The sequence below is a fragment of the Limnothrix sp. FACHB-406 genome (assembly GCF_014698235.1).
Lineage (GTDB): Bacteria > Cyanobacteriota > Cyanobacteriia > CACIAM-69d > CACIAM-69d > CACIAM-69d.
The window spans coordinates 4,235-25,053 of sequence record NZ_JACJSP010000018.1; the positions used below are offsets into that span (position 1 = coordinate 4,235).

1 protein-coding gene (cut by a window edge) is annotated in these 20,819 nt (G+C 63.4%); it reads right to left on the minus strand.

Annotated elements, in window-relative coordinates:
- Positions 1 to 20,819, minus strand: the 3' portion of a protein-coding gene (locus H6G53_RS15195; RefSeq protein WP_190534407.1) for an SAM-dependent methyltransferase. Its footprint extends 8,164 nt past the window's final position; 20,819 of the gene's 28,983 nt are visible here — the last part of the coding sequence; the start codon falls outside the window, past its right edge; the stop codon is at positions 1 to 3.

Genomic DNA, 20,819 nt, shown 5'->3' on the forward strand with positions numbered 1-20,819 from the left:
TTAGCTGGATTTTGGCAGCGCGGTTTCCGCAAAACCCGTGGCGATCGGGCGGTGGCCAAGCAGGATCTTGAGCTGATTAGCCACCGATTGGCCAGCCGCCCCCGCGAGCAACCCGAAGTGATCGCTCGCAATGTCGTGGGTGGTGATGGAGGTTTGGAGCAGGGTTTGCCAGATGGCGGGGGAGTCGGCCAGGTCTACCTGAATGGCCGGCAGGGCCAGGGGATTGTCGGCCGCCGTGAAGCCCAAGGTGCTGCGGAACAGGGTGACCCGCGCCCGACAGGCAAAGGGTTCGGGGTGATAGGCGCTGAGGAGGCGATCGTGCCGAGCGGCCAACCGCAGATTTTTGTCTAGGAGTCGCCGCAGTTGCTCTGGGCGCAGGGGCGAACAGGCCGCCAGGTGATCGGTCATCAGGCTCGCGTAGTCCGCTGGGGCGACGGTTTGGAAATCGTCGAGACTCAGGGGGCGAGAACCACGCCAGCGGTGAACCAGCAGGTTGGTGATCAACAGGGGAGCAAAGGCCGGATCGACGATCGCGGGGTGCTCCTTGATCGATCGCAAGTCTTCGGAGTCGGGCGCATAGGTATCCAGCAGGATCAGATCGGTGACGGACTGGCCCCGCTGCTCCAGCAGGCGACACATTTCCACGGCTACCGTTCCACCGAATGAGTATCCCCCCAAGCGATAGTCGATCGCGGGGTGAAAGGTTTCAATCAGTGACAGGTAATGTGCGGCCATCGCCGTGATGCTCTCTTGGGGCACGGATTCATTGGCTTCAATGCCCATCAGGGGGAAATCTGGCCCCAGGGATTGGCTGAGGGACTGGAGCCAGTTGGTATCTCCCGGCGCACCGTGGATCCAGAAGGAAGCGGGCTGGGAACCTTGGTCGTGGAACACCATCAGGGGGCTGGCTCCGACGGGCGCGACCGGCGCAGGTGGGGAGCCAAGAGCCACTTGCAGTTGCGCCAAGGTGGGGTGCGCCAAGAACAGATTGGCGGGCAACGATCGCCCCCATAGCCGTTCAAGGGATCGCCGCAAATCCGCTTGCACCAAGGAATCGACCCCCACGGTGCTCAGATCGGTGTCTTCGGTAAGCAACGTCGGATCCAGGCCCAGGGTCTGGCTGAGGAGCGATCGAAGGGTGGCCATGGCAGTGGGAGCGGGAGTGGCCAAACCGGCGGGGGTCACCAGGCCAGCGGACAACGCCGTGGAAACCGCTGCCGAGACCACCTCCGAAACCGCCTCCGAAACCGCTTCAGCCCCCGTTGCTGCAACCGCACTGGGCGATCGGGGAATCCAATGGCGGGTTTGGCTAAAGGGATAGCCGGGGAGGGAGACTTTTTGGGGAGGAATGGGGCGATCGCTGGCCTGGGCGATCGCGCTGAGTTCCGCCTGACCGGCTTGCCAGGCTTGGGCCAATTGCGCGAGGGGCGATGTTTCAATCAGCTCCCCGATCGGCCATTGCCCCTGTGCCAGCCAGGTTTGCATCTGCTCAAACAGGGTCGGGTAATCGGGGGCCACAAAGGCCACCCGCTGGGCCAAGGCCTCCCGGCCGGTTTGCAGCGTATGGGCAACATCGGCCAAAGCATAGCGCTCGCCTTCGTTTTGCAAGGCATCGCGCAGGGCCGCCACCGCAGTCCGGAGGGCTTGGGGTGTTTTGGCAGACAGGGGAATCACTTCCGGCTGCGGCTCGGCCAGGGCCGGCGCGGGGGTGGCCGCCGAATCCAAGACGCGCTCTAGCAACAGATGGCAATTGGCACCACCAAAGCCAAAGCTACTGACCCCAGCCCGCAACACCGCTTGCCCGGAGGGGTCGATCGCCGGTTCCCAGGGCTGCGGGGCGATCGGGATTTGGAACCCACCGCGCTCCAGATGCAGCAACGGATTCAGGGATTGTTGATGGAGCGTGGGCGGAATTTGGCGGTGTTGCATCGCCAGCACCACCTTCAGCAGCCCCGCAATGCCGGAAGCCGGTTCCAGGTGGCCGATATTGGTTTTGACCGATCCCAACCAACGGCGGGGAGCTGGTCGATCGGCTCCCTCGGGCGTGGTGGGGCCCGTCAGCCGACCAAAGGCCTCCGTAAGGGCATCCACCTCGATCGGGTCTCCCAGGGCCGTCCCCGTGCCGTGGGTTTCAATCAAGGTAATGGAAGCCGGATCCACCGCCGCCTGCTGATACACCTGGGCGATCAAGTCAGCCTGGGCCTGAGGGTTCGGAGCCGTCAGGGACATGCCATGGCCACCATGGTTCACCCCAGAAGCCCGAATTACGCCGTAGATATGATCGCGATCGGCCCGAGCTTGGGCTAACGATTTGAGGCAGACCACGCCCACGCCTTCGCCCTTCACATAGCCATTGGCCCGCGCATCAAAGGTGTAGCAGCGTCCCTCCGGCGACAAAACCCCCATCCGCGCCGCCATCATCACGGCGGTGGGGGACAGGAGCAAATGCACACCCCCCGCGATCGCCAAGGGGGCCTCACCGGAGCGGATGGCCTGCACCGCCCGATGCACAGCCACCAGGGAGCTAGAGCAAGCGGTGTCAATAATTTCGCTGGGGCCGCGCAGATCCAGCAGATAGGACAGCCGGTTGGCAATCATGGCGTGGGCGTTACCCGTGGCCACCTGAGGGCCCGCGTCGGGGCCAAACCGCTCCACATATTCATTCATCTGCACCCCCACAAACACGGCGGTACGGCTGCCGGCCAAGGAAGAGGGCCGAATGCCCGCATCTTCCAAGGCGTGCCAGGCCTGCTGCAAAAACAGCCGATGTTGGGGATCCATCTGCTCCGCTTCCCGGGGAGAAATCCCAAAAAATAGCGGGTCGAAGGTGGCCACCTCCGTCAGAAACCCACCCCAGCGGGCAGCCTCTTCCCGGCCAGTCCCGGTCAGTTGGGCAGCGCAGTCCCGCCAATCCCAACGCTCCGGCGGGGTTTCCACAATCAGATCCTTGCCCGCTGCCAGGTTTTGCCAAAAGTCCTGCAAGCTCGGAGAACCGGGAAACAGGCCGCTGATGCCAATGATGGCCACGCCGGAGTCTTGATCGGGCAAGGCCGACGTGACGGGCCCGGCGGGCGCTGGGGGCGTGGCGACCACGGCATTTTCATCACTCAGCGCCGCCCCATCAACCTCGGGGGGAACCAAAACCGCCGCGATCGCGCTGGCATAGTCTGTTTGCAGATGTTCAGCCAAGGTAGCCAAGGTTCCCACCCGAAAGAAGAGGGAAGGACTCAGATCGATCGCGTAGCGCCGGTTAATGCGCGTGGCAAATTCCCGCAGCAACATCGAATCAAACCCGTACTCACTGAAGGGAGTCTGGGGCTGGAGTTTGTGGGGGGCGATCGCCAAAACAGCTCCCGCCATCTCGGCCAATTCTTGGGTTAATGGCTCGGTGATTAATGGGTTGGTGGTTAATGGCTCGGTGGTTAATGAATCGGTTAAATCACGGGTGACCCGAGCAGCCGTGGGTGGGGCGATCACCGGGGCCTTCTGTTCAGCGATCGTTGCCGCGATCGGGGGTGGCGTGGTCGCTGCCGGAACCACCCCGGGCAACCAAGGACGCAACAACCGTTCCAGGGCGGGCGGCTCCCCATCGCAAATCACCACCCGGGTATGTTCCGAGGCCAATAACCCCGCCAAGACTTGCAGGGCAGCGGATGTTTGCAGGAGTCGCAGCCCCGTGGCCGCGAGATAGAGATCTTGGGACTGGGGATCGAGGGTCATGCCACCTTCGGCCCACAGGGGCCAAGCGATCGCCACGCCGCCGTTGGCCTCCGCGATCGCATCAAGATAGCGATTGGCGCAGGCATAGTTACAACTGCCCAAGTCCCCCGCCACCGCCGCCAGGGATGAAAACAGAATCCGCAACGAGAGTGACGACCAATCCAGAACGGTTTGGAGCACCTGAGTGCCCAGGATTTTGGGACGCAACGCCGCCGCAAACTCCGGCCAACTGAGGGATCCCAAGGCCGCCTGCCCCTGAAGACCCGCACAGTGAACCAAGCCCTCGATCGCCCCCCATTCCGTGGTCACATGGGCCACCATCACTTCCATGCTGATCAGATCCGTGAGATCCACCGCGTAGTAGCGTGCTTCACCACCGGCCCGACGAATGGCGGCCAACTGCGCCTCGATCGCCGGAGAGAGGGGCGATCGCCCGGTCAGCACCAATCGCGCTTGATGGTGTCTGGCTAAATACAGCGCCACCTGAGATCCCAGGGCCCCGGCCCCGCCGGTCACCAAAATGACGCTGCGAGGGCGCAAGGTCACCGCAGGCGTAGCGGCAGCCTCCCAGGCCACCCAGTCTTCGCCGTAGCGTTTCCCCAGACGATAGAGAATGTCCGCATCCATCCAGGGGGTCTGCACCTCATCGGTCAGAATCCCAGCCCAATCCTTGGCCGCCGCTTCCACACGAATGGTGCGCAACCGCAGTCGAGCACAGGCGGCCGTGAGCGATCGCCGGAAGCCACCCACCGCCACACGGCCCGGCACATCGCCCCCCGCCCCGGAAAACACATAGTGAATATCCAAGGGTTCAGATTGGGTTTGCAGCAGGGCTTGACTGAGCAAGAACATGCGGTGCAAAGGCGTTTGCTGTAAATCCCGGTTCGATCGGGAATCCGCAGCCAACTCCGTGAGATCCCAGGCTTGGATCAGGCATTGCACGGGCGGACAGACCGCCAACAGCCGGATATAGTGCTCGGCCGCATGGGGATCGATCCGAAAATCCATGGGCAAGGGGTCGGCAGCCAACGGCTCAAAGGGCCCTGACCCTGGCAACACCCCAATCACCACCCGGGGAGCCAGGCGATCGCGCACCGCTTGCAACACCTCTGGATTGGGGGCAAAGAACAGCACCGCCGCCGCCGAGGCACAACGCTCCAAGGGAGCCGATCGCCAAATGGGATAGAACCGGTGGGGCAGTGGGGTCAAGGGCGCGGGAGTTGGCTCCGCTGGCAGGGCCAGCCAGTGCCGCTCCGGCTCAAAGGAATAACCCGGCAGGGGCACAGGATTCCCCGATCCCTCCCAAGGGGGCAGCGGGCCGCCTGCCAACCAAGCTTGGGCCGCGGCGGGAAGGGCATTGGCAAGCGCACCGATCGACCATCGTTTCAGGGCTTGGATTGCCGCTGACACCGAATCGGCCATGACCGCCGCCCGGCACTCCATGGGCACACGGCCCCGGTGGAGCGTGGCCGCCACATCCGCCAAGGCCAACGTTGCGCCATGGGTTTCCAGATACTGAGCCAGGTTCCGCACTTGCCGTTCCAAGGCGGCAGGATGACGGGCCGACAGGGTCAACAGCAAGGGAACCTGGGGCCGATCGCCCGAGGCAGGAGCCACGGTGGCGGGGGTTGGCTCATAGCTGGCCAAAATCACATGCACATTCGTGCCCCCCGCCCCAAAGGAACTGATGCCGGCCCGACGCTCACCCACCCAGGGCGATCGCGCCGTTTGCAACACAAAGGGACTGTGGCTGAAGTCCAGGACTGGGTTAGGCGGTGTGCAATGGAGCGTGGGCACAAGGGTTTGGTGACGCATCTGCAACGCCACTTTGATCACCCCCGCCACCCCCGCAGCGGCTTCCAAATGGCCAATGTTGGACTTCACCGATCCCAGCGCACAGAAGTGCGATTGATCCGTGTAGCGGCGAAAGGCCTTGTCTAGGCCCCGCAATTCCAAAGGATCCCCCACGGTCGTTCCCGTGCCATGGGCTTCCAAATAGCTCAAGGTGGCCGGAGAAATGCCCGCATCCTGTAGGGCCAGCTCAATCAGTTCCGCTTGGGCCTCGGGATTGGGAACCGTGTAGCCCGTGGTCAGGCCATCTTGATTGATGGCGCTACCGAGAATCACCGCCTCAATTCGATCGCCGTCGGCCTCCGCCAACGACAGGGGCTTCAGCAACACCGCTCCCACCCCTTCGCCGGGCACAAACCCATTGGCCCCCTGGCCAAAGCTATGGCAGCGACCATCGGCCGCCAGGAAGCCCAAACCGCTCAGGGCAATGTATTTGGAAGGATGCAACAGCAGATTCACCCCACCAGCGATCGCCACGGCACATTCACCCCGCCGCAAGGACTGGACAGCCAAGTGAATGGCCGCCAAGGACGAAGAGCAGGCCGTATCCACCGCCAAGCTGGGGCCCTTGCAATCCAAAAACCAGGACACCCGGTTGGCCACGGACCAATAGGAGGAGGATCCGAGAATTTGGTTACTGCGCAACCATTCCTGGGCCGAGAGCAACTGATAACTGCCCCAGGTGATGCCCACAAAAACGCCCACCCGACGCGGGGAGCCATCGGCCGCCTGACGCAGGCGATCGGGGGTGTAGCCCGCATTTTCGAGGGTGTGCCAGGCGGTTTGCAGAAACAGCCGCTCTTGGGGATCCATGGAAACCGCTTCTCGGGGGGAAATCCGGAAAAACAGGGGATCGAATTGATCAACCCCATCCAGAAACCCACCCCAACGGCAGACGCATTGGCTAGCGTATTGGTCAGGATTCCAGCGGCTGGCGGGCACTTCGGTAATGCAATCTGCGCCCGCCGCCAGGTTGTCCCAAAAGTCCTCCAGGGTGTTGGCTCCGGGGAAGCGTCCGGCCATGCCAATGATGGCGATCGGTTCCTGGGGATTGAAGCGGCGCGATCGGGGGGTTTGGGCTAAATCTCCCGGGCGATCGGACAGGGGTGGGGTGCAGGTTGGTTCCACCACCGAGATTTCCGCCCCGGGGGATTGCTTCCCAGAAACCTCCACCAACCCCAAAGGGGACACCAGGGAATCAGTTGGTTTCGGTGTCGGTTCCGGTGTCGGTTGGGGTGCAGGTTCTGGGGGTTCCGCCGCTTGGTTCGATCGCAAATACGGGGTCAGGGCGGCCACGGTGGGATTTTCAAACAGCAGTGCTGAATTGAAAGCCCGGTCTGAGGGCTGCTTTTGAATGGCTTCACCCAGGCGCGCCAATTGCAGCGAATCAAACCCCAATTCTCCCAGTCGGGCTTGGGGGTCAATTTCTTCGGGCCGCAAACCCAGCAGGTCAGAAATGATCGATCGCAAAACGGGCAGGGTATCCGGAGCCGCAGCCTGAGCAGCCTGGGGAGCCGCAGGCATCGGATTGGCGACCAGGGGCCGAGCTGCCTGAGCTGGTGTTGCGGAGGGGGCTGGGGAGCTGCTTTGGAAGCGGCCCTGAAGAAACGCTTGGAATTTTTCCGGCTCCCCCGGGGCGATCGCCACTTGGGGATGGGGTTGGCGGATGGCCCAATGGATCAGTTCCAGTCCCTGAGCGGGGGTTAGGGGTTGCAGTCCCGCCATGTCCGCCATCCAAGCCTGGGAAACCTCTGTCAAGGCCATGCCGCCCCCTTGCCAGAAAGGCAGATTGAGGGTGCGACTCACGCCCGATCGCTGTTGCCGTTGCCGCTGGGTTTCCCGTTGCTGAATCCAAGCATCCAAGAACGCATTGGCGGCGGCATAATCGCCCTGACCCGGGGCCCCCATCAGGGCACTGAGGGAAGACAAGCACAGGAAGAAGTCCAGCGGATCCTGGCGCGTGAGGTAATCGAGATAAACGGTTCCTTGCACCTTGGGCCGCAAGACTCGCCCGAAGGTGGGCCGGTCTTTGTGGATCAGAAGCGCATCTTCAATCAGGCCGGCGGCATGGATCACACCGCGCAGGGGCCGGCCCGTTTGGCGAGCAGCGTTGACCACGGCGATCGCCCCGTCCCAGTCGCCCACATCGGCCGCCACGTAGGTGATTTGGGCCCCTTGGGCCCGCCAGGCTTCCAGGCGCGCGGTTTTGCGATCGTCTAGGGGCGATCGACCCACCAGCACCAACGACACCGGAGCCGAGCCGATCGCGTCTTCCACCAACTGTTGGCCAATGGCCCCCAAACCGCCAGTGAGGATATAGCAGCCGCCCCCTTGCCAGAGACCGGACGGGGCTGGGTTCCCTGGCGCGATCGCGGGATCCAACAACTGCCAGGTGCGCACCTGAGATCCCGTTGCTTGGAACTGAAGATGATTCAGTTCTGGACGCTGCCACAGCAGGGCGATCGCCCGCAGCAGGTCTCGGGAAGGATGGTTCAGCTCCGTCACCCCCGACAGCACCGCCGGCCGCAATCGGGTGGTTTCCTGGCCCACGGCGGCACAGAAGGCCGCCGCCGCCGCCGTCCAGGGAGCGGCCGGGTCATCTCCCAAATAAATCCAGGACACCGGACTAGGGATGGTTTCGGGCGATCGCAACAGGGCCCGGCATCCGTAGAACAGGGGATAGAGCGTTTGGGTCAGGCCCTGGCGGATCGCCTGCGGGGGCGCATCACCCGGGGCCGCCGTTGCCACCCCCCGGATCAACACATGGGTGGGCGCGAGGCCTTGATGGGCCAAATGAGCCAGCAGTTCGCCAAAGTCCGATTCCCGCGAGCTGTTCAATCGGTAGCGATCGCCCGGTAGCGGTTCAAAGGCCAAGCCCGGGAGCACCTGAATCACCCGCTGGAACCGGCAGCAATCGGGATGGGCCTGCACCGCAGCGGCCATGGCCGCTCCCTCGGCTTCGGGGCCAATCCAGAGGAGCACTTCACCAACCACGGGAGCGGCCACAGTTCCCGGAGCGGCTTCCGGGGCGATCGCCCGCCAATCGGGAATCAAAACCCCTACCGCTCCCTGGGTCGAGGGCGGCTCTTTTGTCGAGGGTAAATCGGCAGAACGGGCTGGGGAACTCGCCGGGAGCGGCTCCACTCGGCCGGTGTTGAGCGAAGCGGTCACGGGTTGGGCCGGCCGGGGAAACCAACAGGGGCGCAACTCAAACGGATAGGGCGGCAGGGTGACGCGGCGGGGTTTGGGCCCCAGCCACAGGGCTTCCCAATCCACCTCGGCTCCTTGAACCCAGGCGGTGGCCAGGGCAAGGGGGGAATCGGGCCGGGTGCGAATCACTCGATCGTCTGGCCCGCAACGCCCCACCAATCCTTGGGCGATCGGCCCGTCGGCCAAAAAGGCTTCCCATTGGCTCAACAGGTCATTGAGATTTTTGGCCACCACGGCCAAGCGATAGGGCAGGGCAACGCGCCCGGTTTGCAGCGTCCAAACCAGCGCCACCCAATCGATCGGGGCTTCCGTTGCGAAGAGTCCTGGGGCTGGGTTAGTGGTGGAGTCTGGCTGGGGGGAGTTTTGAGCTTGAATCAGCACCGATCGCAGTTGGCGCACCCAAGCTGCGAGTCGTTCCCGATCGAGGGCCGAAACCGGCACCACGTATTCTTCCTCCGACACCCTCAGCCCATCCGCAGTGACCGGGGCCACCGCTGGATTGAATGAATCAACGGCAGGGCGATCGAAGCCGTTGCGTTCAGTTCCCCCGTAATGCAAGTCTCCCGCACTCGATCCGTTGCGATCGATCCCTGGGCGATCCCACAGGGTTTGGGCCCTGGCCGGGTCGGGATTCGATCCCGATCGCCACGATTCCGATCGATATTCCTCCACAATCAGGTGCGCATTCACCCCACCGGCCCCAAAGGAGCTGATACCCGCCCGCCGAGGCAGGCCGGGCCAAGCTTGCCAAGGCGTGGCCTGGGTTTGCACCCGCACCGGGGCTTGGTCAAAGGCAATATGGGGATTCGGATCGGTGGCATACAACGAGGGAGCCAACTGGCCATGGCGCATCTGGAGCAGCACTTTGGTGAGTCCCGCAATGCCCGCCGCCGCCTCCAGGTGGCCAATGTTGGCCTTCAACGACCCGATCGCGCAGTAGGGCTGGTCATGGGTCCCGAGGGCTTCGGTTAGCCCCGCCACCTCGATCGGGTCTCCCAAGGTCGTGCCTGTGCCGTGGGCTTCGATGTAGGACAAGCTATGCGGATCCACCATTGCATCCTGAAGCGCCGATCGAATCACCGCCGCCTGGGCCGTGGGGTTGGGCACGGTGTAGCCCGACACCTTGCCGCCACTGTTGACCGCCGAACCGCGAATGACTCCCCAGATTCGATCGCCATCCCGCTCTGCGTCGGCCAGGGGTTTGAGCACCACCACGCCCACCCCTTCGCCGGGAACCATGCCCGATGCCCCGGCCCCAAAGGGACGGCAAACCCCATCATTCGCCAACATCTTCAGCCGATGCAGGGCCAGCAGATGCCGAGGATGCAAAATCAGATTCACCCCACCGGCCAAGGCCGCCCGGCATTCTCCCCGCCGCAGACTTTGCACCGCCAGATGAATGGCCACCAGGGAGGAGGAGCAAGCCGTATCCACGGCCAAGCTGGGGCCTTGGAAATTGCAAAAATAGGAAAAGCGATTGGCGATCGAGGACGGGGAAGCACCGGTCAGCACAAAATCACCTTGCAGCGCAGCCTCGGCGGCCAGGAGCTGATATTCGCCATACATCACCCCCGCAAACACCCCAACGGCTCGCTGGGCGGCCGGATCGGGCGATCGCACCAGGGTACTGGGGGTTAAGCCCGCGTCTTCCAGCGCGGCCCAGGCCACTTCCATAAACAACCGCTCTTGGGGATCAATCCCGGCCGCTTCCACGGGCGAAATGCCAAAAAAGCGTGGGTCAAAGGTATCGATCGCCCCTAACCAGCCCGCCCGCCGCGCCGTGGGATGCCCGGTTAATTCAAATTCGGGCGACTCAAATTCACGACCGGGCGGCGGTTCACTAATCGCATCGCGTCCGGTGATCAGGGTTTCCCAAAAGGCCGCCAAGTCCGGACTGCCCGGGTAACGACCCGCTAACCCCACAATGGCGATCGCCCCATCATCCACAGCCAGGTTCGTCGGGGCCATCGATCGATCTTGACTAGGGCCCTGGCTCGATCGGCTCGTGGGCCCTGGGGCGATCGGCTCCGCAACCGGCTGGTCACCGCCCGCCAATCCCGGTGCGGGTGTGGTGGGGGTCAGCGATGTTGTTGGGGCTGAGATGGTTGAAGTTGAAGTTGAAGTTGAGGCTGAAGTGGTCGATCGGGGCGCAGATGTCAGTGGTGCTGGAACCGGTGCGGGCGGCAACCCTGGGGAGGGCGCTGGCAGTTCCCCAGAAGACCCAGGGGCAGCCACAACCGACGGAGCCGCCGGCCGAGCCGCCGCCACCAAAGCAGCGATCGCCTCAGGCTTATTCGCCTCCAACCATTGGGTCAATGCATCCAGCGAAGGGCATTGGAACAGCAGCGTTTGGGGCAGCAGGCCAAAGGTTTGCTCTAAGGCGCGAATCAACTCCAAGGTCACCAACGAGTCCACCCCATAGGTCTCGAAGTTGGCTTGGCGCGATAGGGTTGTGCCCTCTAGGCGCAACACTTGCCCAAACACCTGCCGTAAATGGGCCAACACCACCGTTCGGGAATCCCCTTCGGCCAGGGTGGGAGCCGCCACCGCCGATGAGGGTGCAGCGGCCGGAACCGATGGCGGAACCGGCCGATCGGGAACCATGGGGGCCCCTTGGGGAGCCGTCGCCACCGTGGGGCACTCAATCCAACCATCGCTCGCCCCCAGAATGATCGTCTCGATCGGCAAGCCCGCATCGGGCCGGGCAGGACTCGCCAGGTGAATGGATTGGAACCCGGCCGCCCGCAACAGGGCTTCCCACTGGGCGGGACTCAGGAGCGGCGCGTGGGGCAAGCGCCAATCCCCATCCCCAAACAGCCACCAGCCCTCCGTGAGTCCAAAGGTCAAGGTAACAAAGTCTTGAACCCGGGTTCCTTCATTGAGCACCAACAGGCCGTGGCGCTTCAGCAGCCGTTTCGCCTCACGCACGGAAGCGGTCACACTCTCCGTGGCATGGAGCACATTGGCCGCCAACACCAGGTCATAGCTACCGGGTGCAAAGGACTGGGCCGCCACATCTTGGGCAATATTCAACACCCGAAATTCACAGAAGGAGCGGCCTTGGGCCAAGGTCTGCTGGGCTTGGTGTACCAGGGTGGGCGAAATATCGGTGAAGGTGTAATGAACGCTGGCTGCATGGGGATCCAAGGCTTTCAGCACCGCAAAACTGGTTCCCCCCGTGCCGCCACCAATCTCCAAAATGCGGAAGGGCTGTTGGGGCGTGGGCTGGGCGGCCACCACCGCCGCGGCCACCGTGGCGGCGGTCAAGTCGTTGTAGTAATCCATCAGGGGATTGCCGCGATAGATCCCTTCCACCTGGGCAGCGGATCCGCGAGGAAAGAGAATCTCGAGCGGATCGCAGGCCCCGCGCAGGATGTCGCCATAGCGTTCTAAGCAGCGATCGAGCAGGGTCAGACAAGGATCAATGCCCACGTAGCGCGATCGCAGTCGATCGGCTTCGGCGGAGCTGTTGGCAATCCGGCGATCCATCTCCGGCGTGAGGCACAGGGGCGTTAAGCCCAACCCATCACCCTGTTCCGCCAAAAATCCGGCCCGGATCAGCAAGTCATCCAAGGCCCAGAGCAGGCGTTCATAACGGGGCTGCACTGCCAGTTGCGTCATCACCGATCGGACAGACCAGCGATCGGCTGCCGATCGCAGCACCCCCAGTTGGCGCAGGGTAGCCAGCAGTCGTCCATGGGCATGGGCCTCAAGCTGCTGGAAGGCCTCGATCGACTCAGGCGCGATCGGGCGTTCTTGCACAAACCGAGCCATGGCCTGGGCCGCCGCCGGGAGCATGGGCGGGGCGATCGCCCCTGCCGGTTCCGTGGTCCAGCCCGTTAGCTGCAACTGATCCAAAATTTCCGGCGCAACCAGCATGGGCAAACATTGGCGCACTTCCCAACGCAACAACCGCGCCAGGGTTTCCACCCCTTCGGCGGTGTTGATGCCCAAAATGCCCTGCTTTTCAATGCGTCGGCTATAGAACTCCGTGGCCACAATGCCCGTTTCGCGCCAGTAGCCCCAGTTAATGATCTGGATCCGCGGCCCCGTGGGCGGCAGCGCCAAGGCAAAGGCATCTTGGAAGGTGCAACCGGCCGCGTAGTTACTTTGCCCCGCATTCCCCATCAAGGCATTGGCCGACGAGAAGAAGATCAGAAAATCCAGGGGTTGTTGGCGAGTCAGTTCCACCAGCAGCCAACTGCCCGCCACCTTGGGAGCCAGGGCCGCTTGCAGGGCCGCCGGGGTCATGGTGCGCAGGCTGGCATCTTGCAACACCAGGGCGGAATGAATCACCCCTCGCAGGGGCCCCCAGGTTTGCTGAATCTCTTGGATCAGACCGGCCATGGCGACGGGATCCGCCACATCGACCGCTCGGTATTGGGCGATCGCCCCCAAAGCCGTGAGTTCCCGCAGTTGGGCGGCTCGCCCTTCGGTGAGAGGGCGGCGACCCGTCAAAATCAATTTGACCCCGGTGATTGCCGCCAGACATTTGGCCGCTTCGTAGCCAATGCCGGTCATGCCACCCACGATCAGGTAGCAGCCACCGGGATGAATCGGCAACGGCCGCGGATCTGGCGGCAAGGCCATGGGCTGAATCGCCCGCCGCAGCCGACGTGTTCCCCGATAGGCCAGCTCCAACCCCGGTTCCGCCGCTGGTTCCGTGGCAATTCGGCGGGCCAGGTGGGCGAATGGGTTCGTTAGATCAGTGAGATCAAGGCGATCGATTGGCTCAACCAGCTCCAGATCCACCCGGCTGAGATCCAAACAGGTCACCGCCAGATCCGTGAATTCCCGGGACAGGGCCTTGGTGAAGCCAATTACCGTGGCTTGCCAGGGCTGAATCGGCCCGACTCCCACGGCTTGGGCATCTTGGGTGATCACCCGCAGCCGCGCTCCCGATCGCCACAGTCGATGCCGATCGAGACCTTGGATCAGATGAAACAGGCTGACCACCCCTTGATCTTGCAGGGCCGTCAGTTCCGCAAGGCTAGCGGGCGCGATCCGACTCCCCGCCGCCAGGAAATAGATCGTTTCCAAGGGGGGGAGTTGCGGCCAAATCGGCTCCCAATCGCTGGCCGCCGCGCCCACTTGCCAATGGTTCGGGCCCAGGGATTGGCGGGATCCCGCAAGCTGCACTTGATAGGTCGGAGCCGAGGGGTGCTGTGCTTGCAAGGCCGCTGCCAAGGGCCGATCGCCCGGTGCATAAACCATTAACACCGCCCCGGGTCCGGGGGCGATCGGCTCTGGCCAAGGGGTTTCTTGCCAAACGGGCCGGTAGCAGGGCACGGCTTCCACGGCACTGGCTGGGGCCGTCGGGGAACCGGCCAGGGCGATCGCCCCCTCTGAACCGAGGGCCACAGGTGCGCCGTTGTGGGCAGGAACCGGCCCAGCTCCCACGGGCAGCCCCGATCGGGACAGGCCCTGACCATAGCCCCCCGGAACCAAAGGCGGAATTCCAGGATGGCCATTGGGCGATGTGCCCAGCAAGCTGCCTTCCGTGCGCAAGGGACGGAGGGTAAAGGTGTTGATGCGGATCAAGTCCTCGCCCGCCAGGTTTGTGATCCGTAAATCAAAGGAATATTCCGAGATGGGTGCTTGCGAAGGCCGCACATAAACCCAGCAATCCTCCGTCAGGGGTTGCAGGATCTGTAAGGTGGCGATCGAAGCCGGCAGCAGCAGGGGCAAATCCGCCGCCCGAGGAGCCAACAGACCCATCACGCATTGCAACGCCCCATCCAGCAACGAGGGGTGCAGCGCCATCCGAGGCAACCAGGCCAATTCTGAGGCGGGCGCTTTCAGCTTGCCCAGGGCCTCAAAGGGGCCGGCCCACAATTGCTCAACGGTGCGATACAGCGGACCGTGAACCACATCGCGGCCATCCACCAGGTCGTAGAACGCCTTTTGCGTCCAAGCGCTGCCACAACGTCGTTGCACGGCATCGGGATCGAGTCTGGGGGTTTCCGAGGGTGATGGAGCGCTGGGGGTAGAGATCCAAACGGCGGTGGCACAGGGGCGATCGGGCGATGCCGTGACCCCGCTGGGATCTGTCTCCATGCTGGCTTGCAATTGCAGCAGCAACCGCGAATCCTGGGTTTGCCATTGGGGAACCAACGCCATGCCCGCCTGCACCGGGTGCAACCAACCGATATCCCGCAGCTCCCCGATCGGATGGCCCGCCGCCTGGCCGGCTTCCAGCATCTGTTGCAAAATCGCTGCACCAGGTAAGACGGCGGTGCCTTGCACATGATGCTGACTCATCCAAAAGGTGAGATCGCGGGTGGGGGTTGGGGCCGGAGATAGGGCTGAGGGGGTGGGCTGGGGCGACCGTTGCACCCAGTAGCGGGTGCGATCGAACGGATAGCGCGGCAAATCCACCAACCGGCCCGGCTGCGGGTAAAGCGCCGTCAGATCCGACAGGGTTCCCGCCACAAACTCCGCCGCCAAAGACAACAGGAAGGGGCGATCGCTCCGGCCGCTTTGGAGCAGTTGAGCCACCTGGGCCCGCTGGTTGTCGCTCAGTGCGCCATCGGGCGTGAGGATCGGATCGTCCGACGGGGTAATCAACCAGGACTGAGCCGGTATGGCTTCCGGGGCGATCGCCCGAGGCGTAATCACCAACAGGGCCTGGTGAATCTGTCGCAGGTTGGCCAGTTGTTCATCCCAACTGCTGGCCACCCAAGCCGCCCGCACCGCCAAATGGCTGCGCTTGGTGGCCAGGGTCACGGCCAAATCCGCCAGGGGCAGCGGCTCTTGGCTGGTCAGGTGCTGGAGCAAATCCGCCACCCGTTGTCGCAATTGGGCCCGATCGCGCGCCGACAGCACCAACAGATATTCCGGGCGGGCGGGCAGGGCAGGCGCGGCCACCTCGGGAGCCGCCGCCAAGACCATGTGGCAGTTCGCCCCATTCGCCCCAAAGGAGCTGATGGCGGCTAGGCGCGGGGTCTGAGTCCAAGGGCTGCCGTAGGGATCCAACCGCAGGGGGCTGGCATCCAGTTGGATATGGCCATTCAGACCGGTGGAGAGGGGGCAAGGGGGCAACGATCGATGCTTCAGGGCCAACACCACCTTCAACAGGGAAGCAATCCCGGCGGCGGTCAAGGAATGACCAATCACCCCTTTCACGGAGCCGATCGGGATGGAAGCGGGGGGCAGATCAGCGGCACGGAGGGCATCGCTCAGGGCATGGAGTTCGATCGGATCGCCCAAGGGCGTGCCCGTGCCATGGGTTTCCACATAGCCGATCGATCGGGGATCCAGGCCAAACCGCTGATAGACCTCCTGAATGAGGGTGGTTTGGGCCGGGCCGCTGGGGGCCGTGAGGCTGCTGGTTTTGCCATCCTGATTGGTGCCTGACCCTTGAATCACCGCATGGATCCGATCGCCATCGGCCAAGGCCCGATCCAGGGGTTTCAAAATCACAACCCCCACCCCTTCGCTGATCACAATGCCATCGGCGCTGTGGTCAAAGGGTTTGCAGGTTCCCGTGGGCGACAGCATTCCCACCTTGCCCAGCAGCAGGTGCAGCCGAGGCGTGGCCAACACGCTCACCCCACCCGCAATCGCCAAGTCGCAATGGCCCTGCTCGATACTTTCGCAGGCGGTATGCACCGCAATTAGGGACGAAGAACAGGCCGAGTCGATCGCCAGGGTCGGCCCCTTCAGGTTCAACCAGTAGGCAATGCGTGCTGGCAACATGGCCCCCGCGTTACCCGTGAAGGTGTAGCCATCCACCGGTAGCCCCGATGCCAGCAACAGTTCCCAATAGTCGCCGCTCGATGCGCCCACAAACACGCCCGTGCGGCTGCCATCCAAGCGCTGCTGCGGATAGCCCGCATCCTCCAGGGCGGCCCAGGTTTCCATCAGCAACAGGCGCTGCTGCGGATCCATAAACTCCGCTTCCCGAGGCGAAATTTGGAACAGGGCCGGATCAAACGCCCCCACGTCATCAAGAAAGCCCCCGTGGCGGCTGGGGGTTTTGTGGGGAGCCAGTCGATCGGGATCATAGATGGCCCGCCAATCCCAGCGATCGGGCGGCACTTCACCGACCACCGGCTGGCCCCGTTGGATCACCTGCCAAAATTCCGCCAAATTCCGGGCCCCGGGAAACTGGCCGGCCATGCCAATGATCGCAATTTGCCGACCGGGGGGCTTGGTTCCAGGCGAGGACACCGGGGGCGCGGCCGCTTGGGGCAAGGGCGCGGCCTCGGGAGCGGGAGCCGTCCCGATCGGCGGTGTGGTGGGCCGTCGCCAATCGGGAAAGGCTTGCTCAATGTGGCGGGCCAATTGCTGCCCGGTGGGGTAGTTGAACAGATCCGTCGATCGCAACTCAATGGCCAATTCAGCATTAAGCAACTTGGCTAGCTCGATCGCCACGATCGAATCAACCCCCAAATCGGCAAAGGGACGCTTGGGATCCAGGCGATCGGCCGGCACATTCAGATAATTCGCCAACAATTCCACAACCCGTTGCTCACAGCGATCGGGGCTACCCTGGGCCGAAACAGGCACGGCGGGCACGGGCTGGAAGGATGGTTGAGGCGCTTGATTGGCGAATTGATTGGCGAATGGGCCAGAGGCTGGGCTGGGTAATGGATCCGACACCTGATCAGTCACTCGATCGGGCGCAGGGGAAACCGCCTGGGCCGCAGACTGCGGACTACGTTGAGCCACAATCAAACTTTGCAGGTAAGTTTCGGGCGATTGGGGATGGCGCACCCCCAAGGTGCGCACCCGGGGAAAGCCTTGGGCCGCCAGGCAACGCCGCCAATTCAACGGGGTCAGCAACGGTGAGTGGGGAATGCGGTTGGGGGCATCCTCAAACAGCCACCAGCCCCGAGTTAAGCCAAAGGTGAGGGTTGCAAAAACCTCGAAGTGACAAACTTCGCTGAGAATCACCAACCCTCCAGGGGCCAGGAGCTGATGCACTTGGGCCAGGGTGTGATCAATGCGGCGCGTGGCATGGAGCACGTTGGCCGCGCAAATAATGGCAAATTGACCGGGGGCAAACCCTTGGCTGGCTAAATCCGCTTCAATGTCCAGCGGAGCATAGCGGGTGAAGGGATACTGCTCACCCCAGCGATTGCGCCCTCGGTGGACAAAGGCCGGCGACAAATCCGTAAAGTGATAGGTCACCTGGGAGCCGAGGGGAGCCAAGGCTTGCAATACCCCAGCGGTGGTCGCGCCGGTTCCCGCACCAATTTCCAGAATTTGAATCGGTGCTGAGCCGGACTGGGCCACCCGATCGCGCACGGCCGTGGCCACCGCCGTGGCCACCAACCCGTTGAAGTGATCCGCAAGGGGAGTTTCACGGTTGATTGCTTCCACCCAGGGTAAAACCTCGGGGGTGTAGAGCAAATCCGTGACGGCCAAGCGCCCGGCCAACAAATCCGGGTAATGATTCAGGCACAGTTGCAGCAGATCGAGATAGGGGCGGCAGGCTGGGCATTGGCTGCGCAGTTCTGCCTCCAAGCGCGATCGGGTGGCAGCCACTTGGGAAGCGCAACCTTCGGGGCGATCGGGATTCAGCGCCAGTTCCCCCGCCACCTCCACCAGCCATCCGGTGTTTTGAAGAATCGCCAACAGGCCCGCAAACAGCAATTGATGGTCTGGGGAAAGCTGAATCAAGGACTGCAAAGCGGCGGGGGCGATCGGGCGGTGGGCTTCTCGCAGGGCCCCCGCCTGTTGGAAGGTGGCCAACAGTCCCAACGCACCCAAATTATCCAGACGCTCAAACACCATTTCCCAACCAACGAGCGGGTCTCCCTGCTGGCTGGCTTGGGCCTCCACCCGGTGCAAGGTGCGATCGAGCCAATCCTCAATCGGTGGCTCCGGCGCGAGGGGGGCTGGTTCCGTGGGTTCGATCGGGGCCGCTGGGATCACCGGAGTGGCCAGGGTCGGAGCCACCGGGGGCGTGAGGGCGCAAATGTCTCGCTCAAAGGCGTAGGCGGGCAAGGAAATCCGCCGGCCGGGCGGCCCCTCCCAAACCTCAGACCAGGCGATCGCCGCCCCCGACAGAAACTCCCGGATCTGGGCCGCATGGGGCAAGGAGGCGGGCACGGCCGCCGGATCCCGCAGGGGCGAGGCCGTCACCAAATCCGCCGTCCACTGCACCACCAACACCGCCCGACAGTCGAAATGCTGCCGGCCAAAGGTCAGCGTCCAGGCCACATCCGCCAAGGAAGCGGCCGAATTGCGATCGGCCCAGGCGGCCAATTGGGCCAAATTACGCTCCAGGGCCGGGCGCGATTGGGCCGACACCGGAATCACCCGCCAAGGCAAGCTAAACGAACTGGTGGGCAAGGGTTCCCGGGCCGGGCCCTCTTCAATCACCACATGGGCATTCGTGCCGCTGAAGCCAAAGGCACTCAAGGCCGCCCGCCGGGGACGATCCCCCTGGCGCGGCCAGGGCTGCGGCTGTGTGGGCACATAAAACGGGGACTGCTGCCAATCAAAGGCCGGATTGGGTGTTTGCAGATGTAATGAAGCGGGCAAGGCCTCATGCTTCAAGCTCAGGAGCACTTTGATGAAGCCCGCCATCCCCGCCGCTGCCATGGCATGGCCAATGTTGCCCTTCACCGAGCCGATCGCACAGAACTGCTTAGCATCGGTCCAATGCCGAAACGCCTTCGTGAGGGCTTGCAGCTCGATCGGGTCGCCCAGTTTTGTGCCCGTGCCATGGGCTTCCACATAGCTCAGGGTGCTGGGGTCAATTTGCCCCTTGGTGTAGAGGGCCTGTTCCAGTTCCGTTTGGGCTTGGACATTGGGAGCCGTAATCCCATTGGAGCGCCCATCCTGGTTCATGCCCGAAGCCCGAATCACCCCATAGATTGGGTCGCCGTCCCGTTGGGCCTCGCTGAGGCGCTTCAACATCACCACCCCGCAACCTTCGGCCGGCACAAACCCATTGGCAGACTGGTCAAAGGGCCGGCATTGATTAGTGGCCGACAGCATTCCGCTGTAGTCCAAAAATTGATGCACCCTGGGCGAGAGCAACAGCAGGGCCACCCCGCCGGCCAGGGCCAAATCACAATCCCCTTGCAGCAATCCCTGACAGGCCAAATGCAAGGCCACCAGGGAGGAAGAACAGGCGGTATCCACGGGAATCGCCGGGCCCTTGAGGTTGAGGTGATAGGCAATCCGCGCAGGCAAGATGGCCATGGAGGATCCTAAGGAAGCCATGGCGTTGGGTTCGCGGTTGGCCGATCCGTTCTGGCCGTCCTGGCTATCGAGGCCATAGAAGTTGTGGGCGGCTCCCACGTAAACGCCACAGCGCGTGTCTGCAAGGGATTCGGGAGCATACCCAGCATCCTCGATCGCCTTCCAAGCCTCTTCTAGGAAAACCCGCTGTTGGGGATCCATTTGGGCCGCTTCCCGAGGAGACAGCCGGAAAAAGAGCGGATCAAAGGCCAGGGCATCGGGCAACAACCCCCCTCGCAGGGGCCGATCGCTCACAGTGCCCCACCGTTCGGTCAGGTCTGAGAAGGGCGTTTGTCCCGATCGCAGCACGTCCCAAAATTCATCCGCATTGCGGGCCCCGGGGAACCGGCAGGAGAGACCAATCACCGCGATCGCCTCTGTTCCGGTGCGGTCGGGAGCGGTTCCGACCGGGGTTTGCGGCCTGGCGACCTGGGAATTCCCGGCAGTCATACCCGCAGGAGCGGCCATACCCACAGGAGCGGCTGCCGTCAGTTCCGCCGCCACCCCTGAACCCAGCGATGGCTCGATCCGGGCTGGACTGATCACCGGATCCACCACTGGCGGCGGGGCCGGTGCTGTCGGAGCCGGGGTTGCCGCCACCTGGGATTCCAAATAGGTGGCCATCTCCAGGGGCGTGGCATAGCGATAAAAATCCGTGGGGGCAATCTCGCTGCCAAACCGGGCATTGATGCGCCGGGCAATCTGGGAAGACAGGATCGAGTCCACCCCCAAATCCGAAAACGTTTGCTCAGGATCCGGGTGGTGATCCATCTCCAGCACCGCCGCGATCATTTGCCCCAACTCTTGACTAATGGCCAAAATGCGCGCGGGAGAGGGGC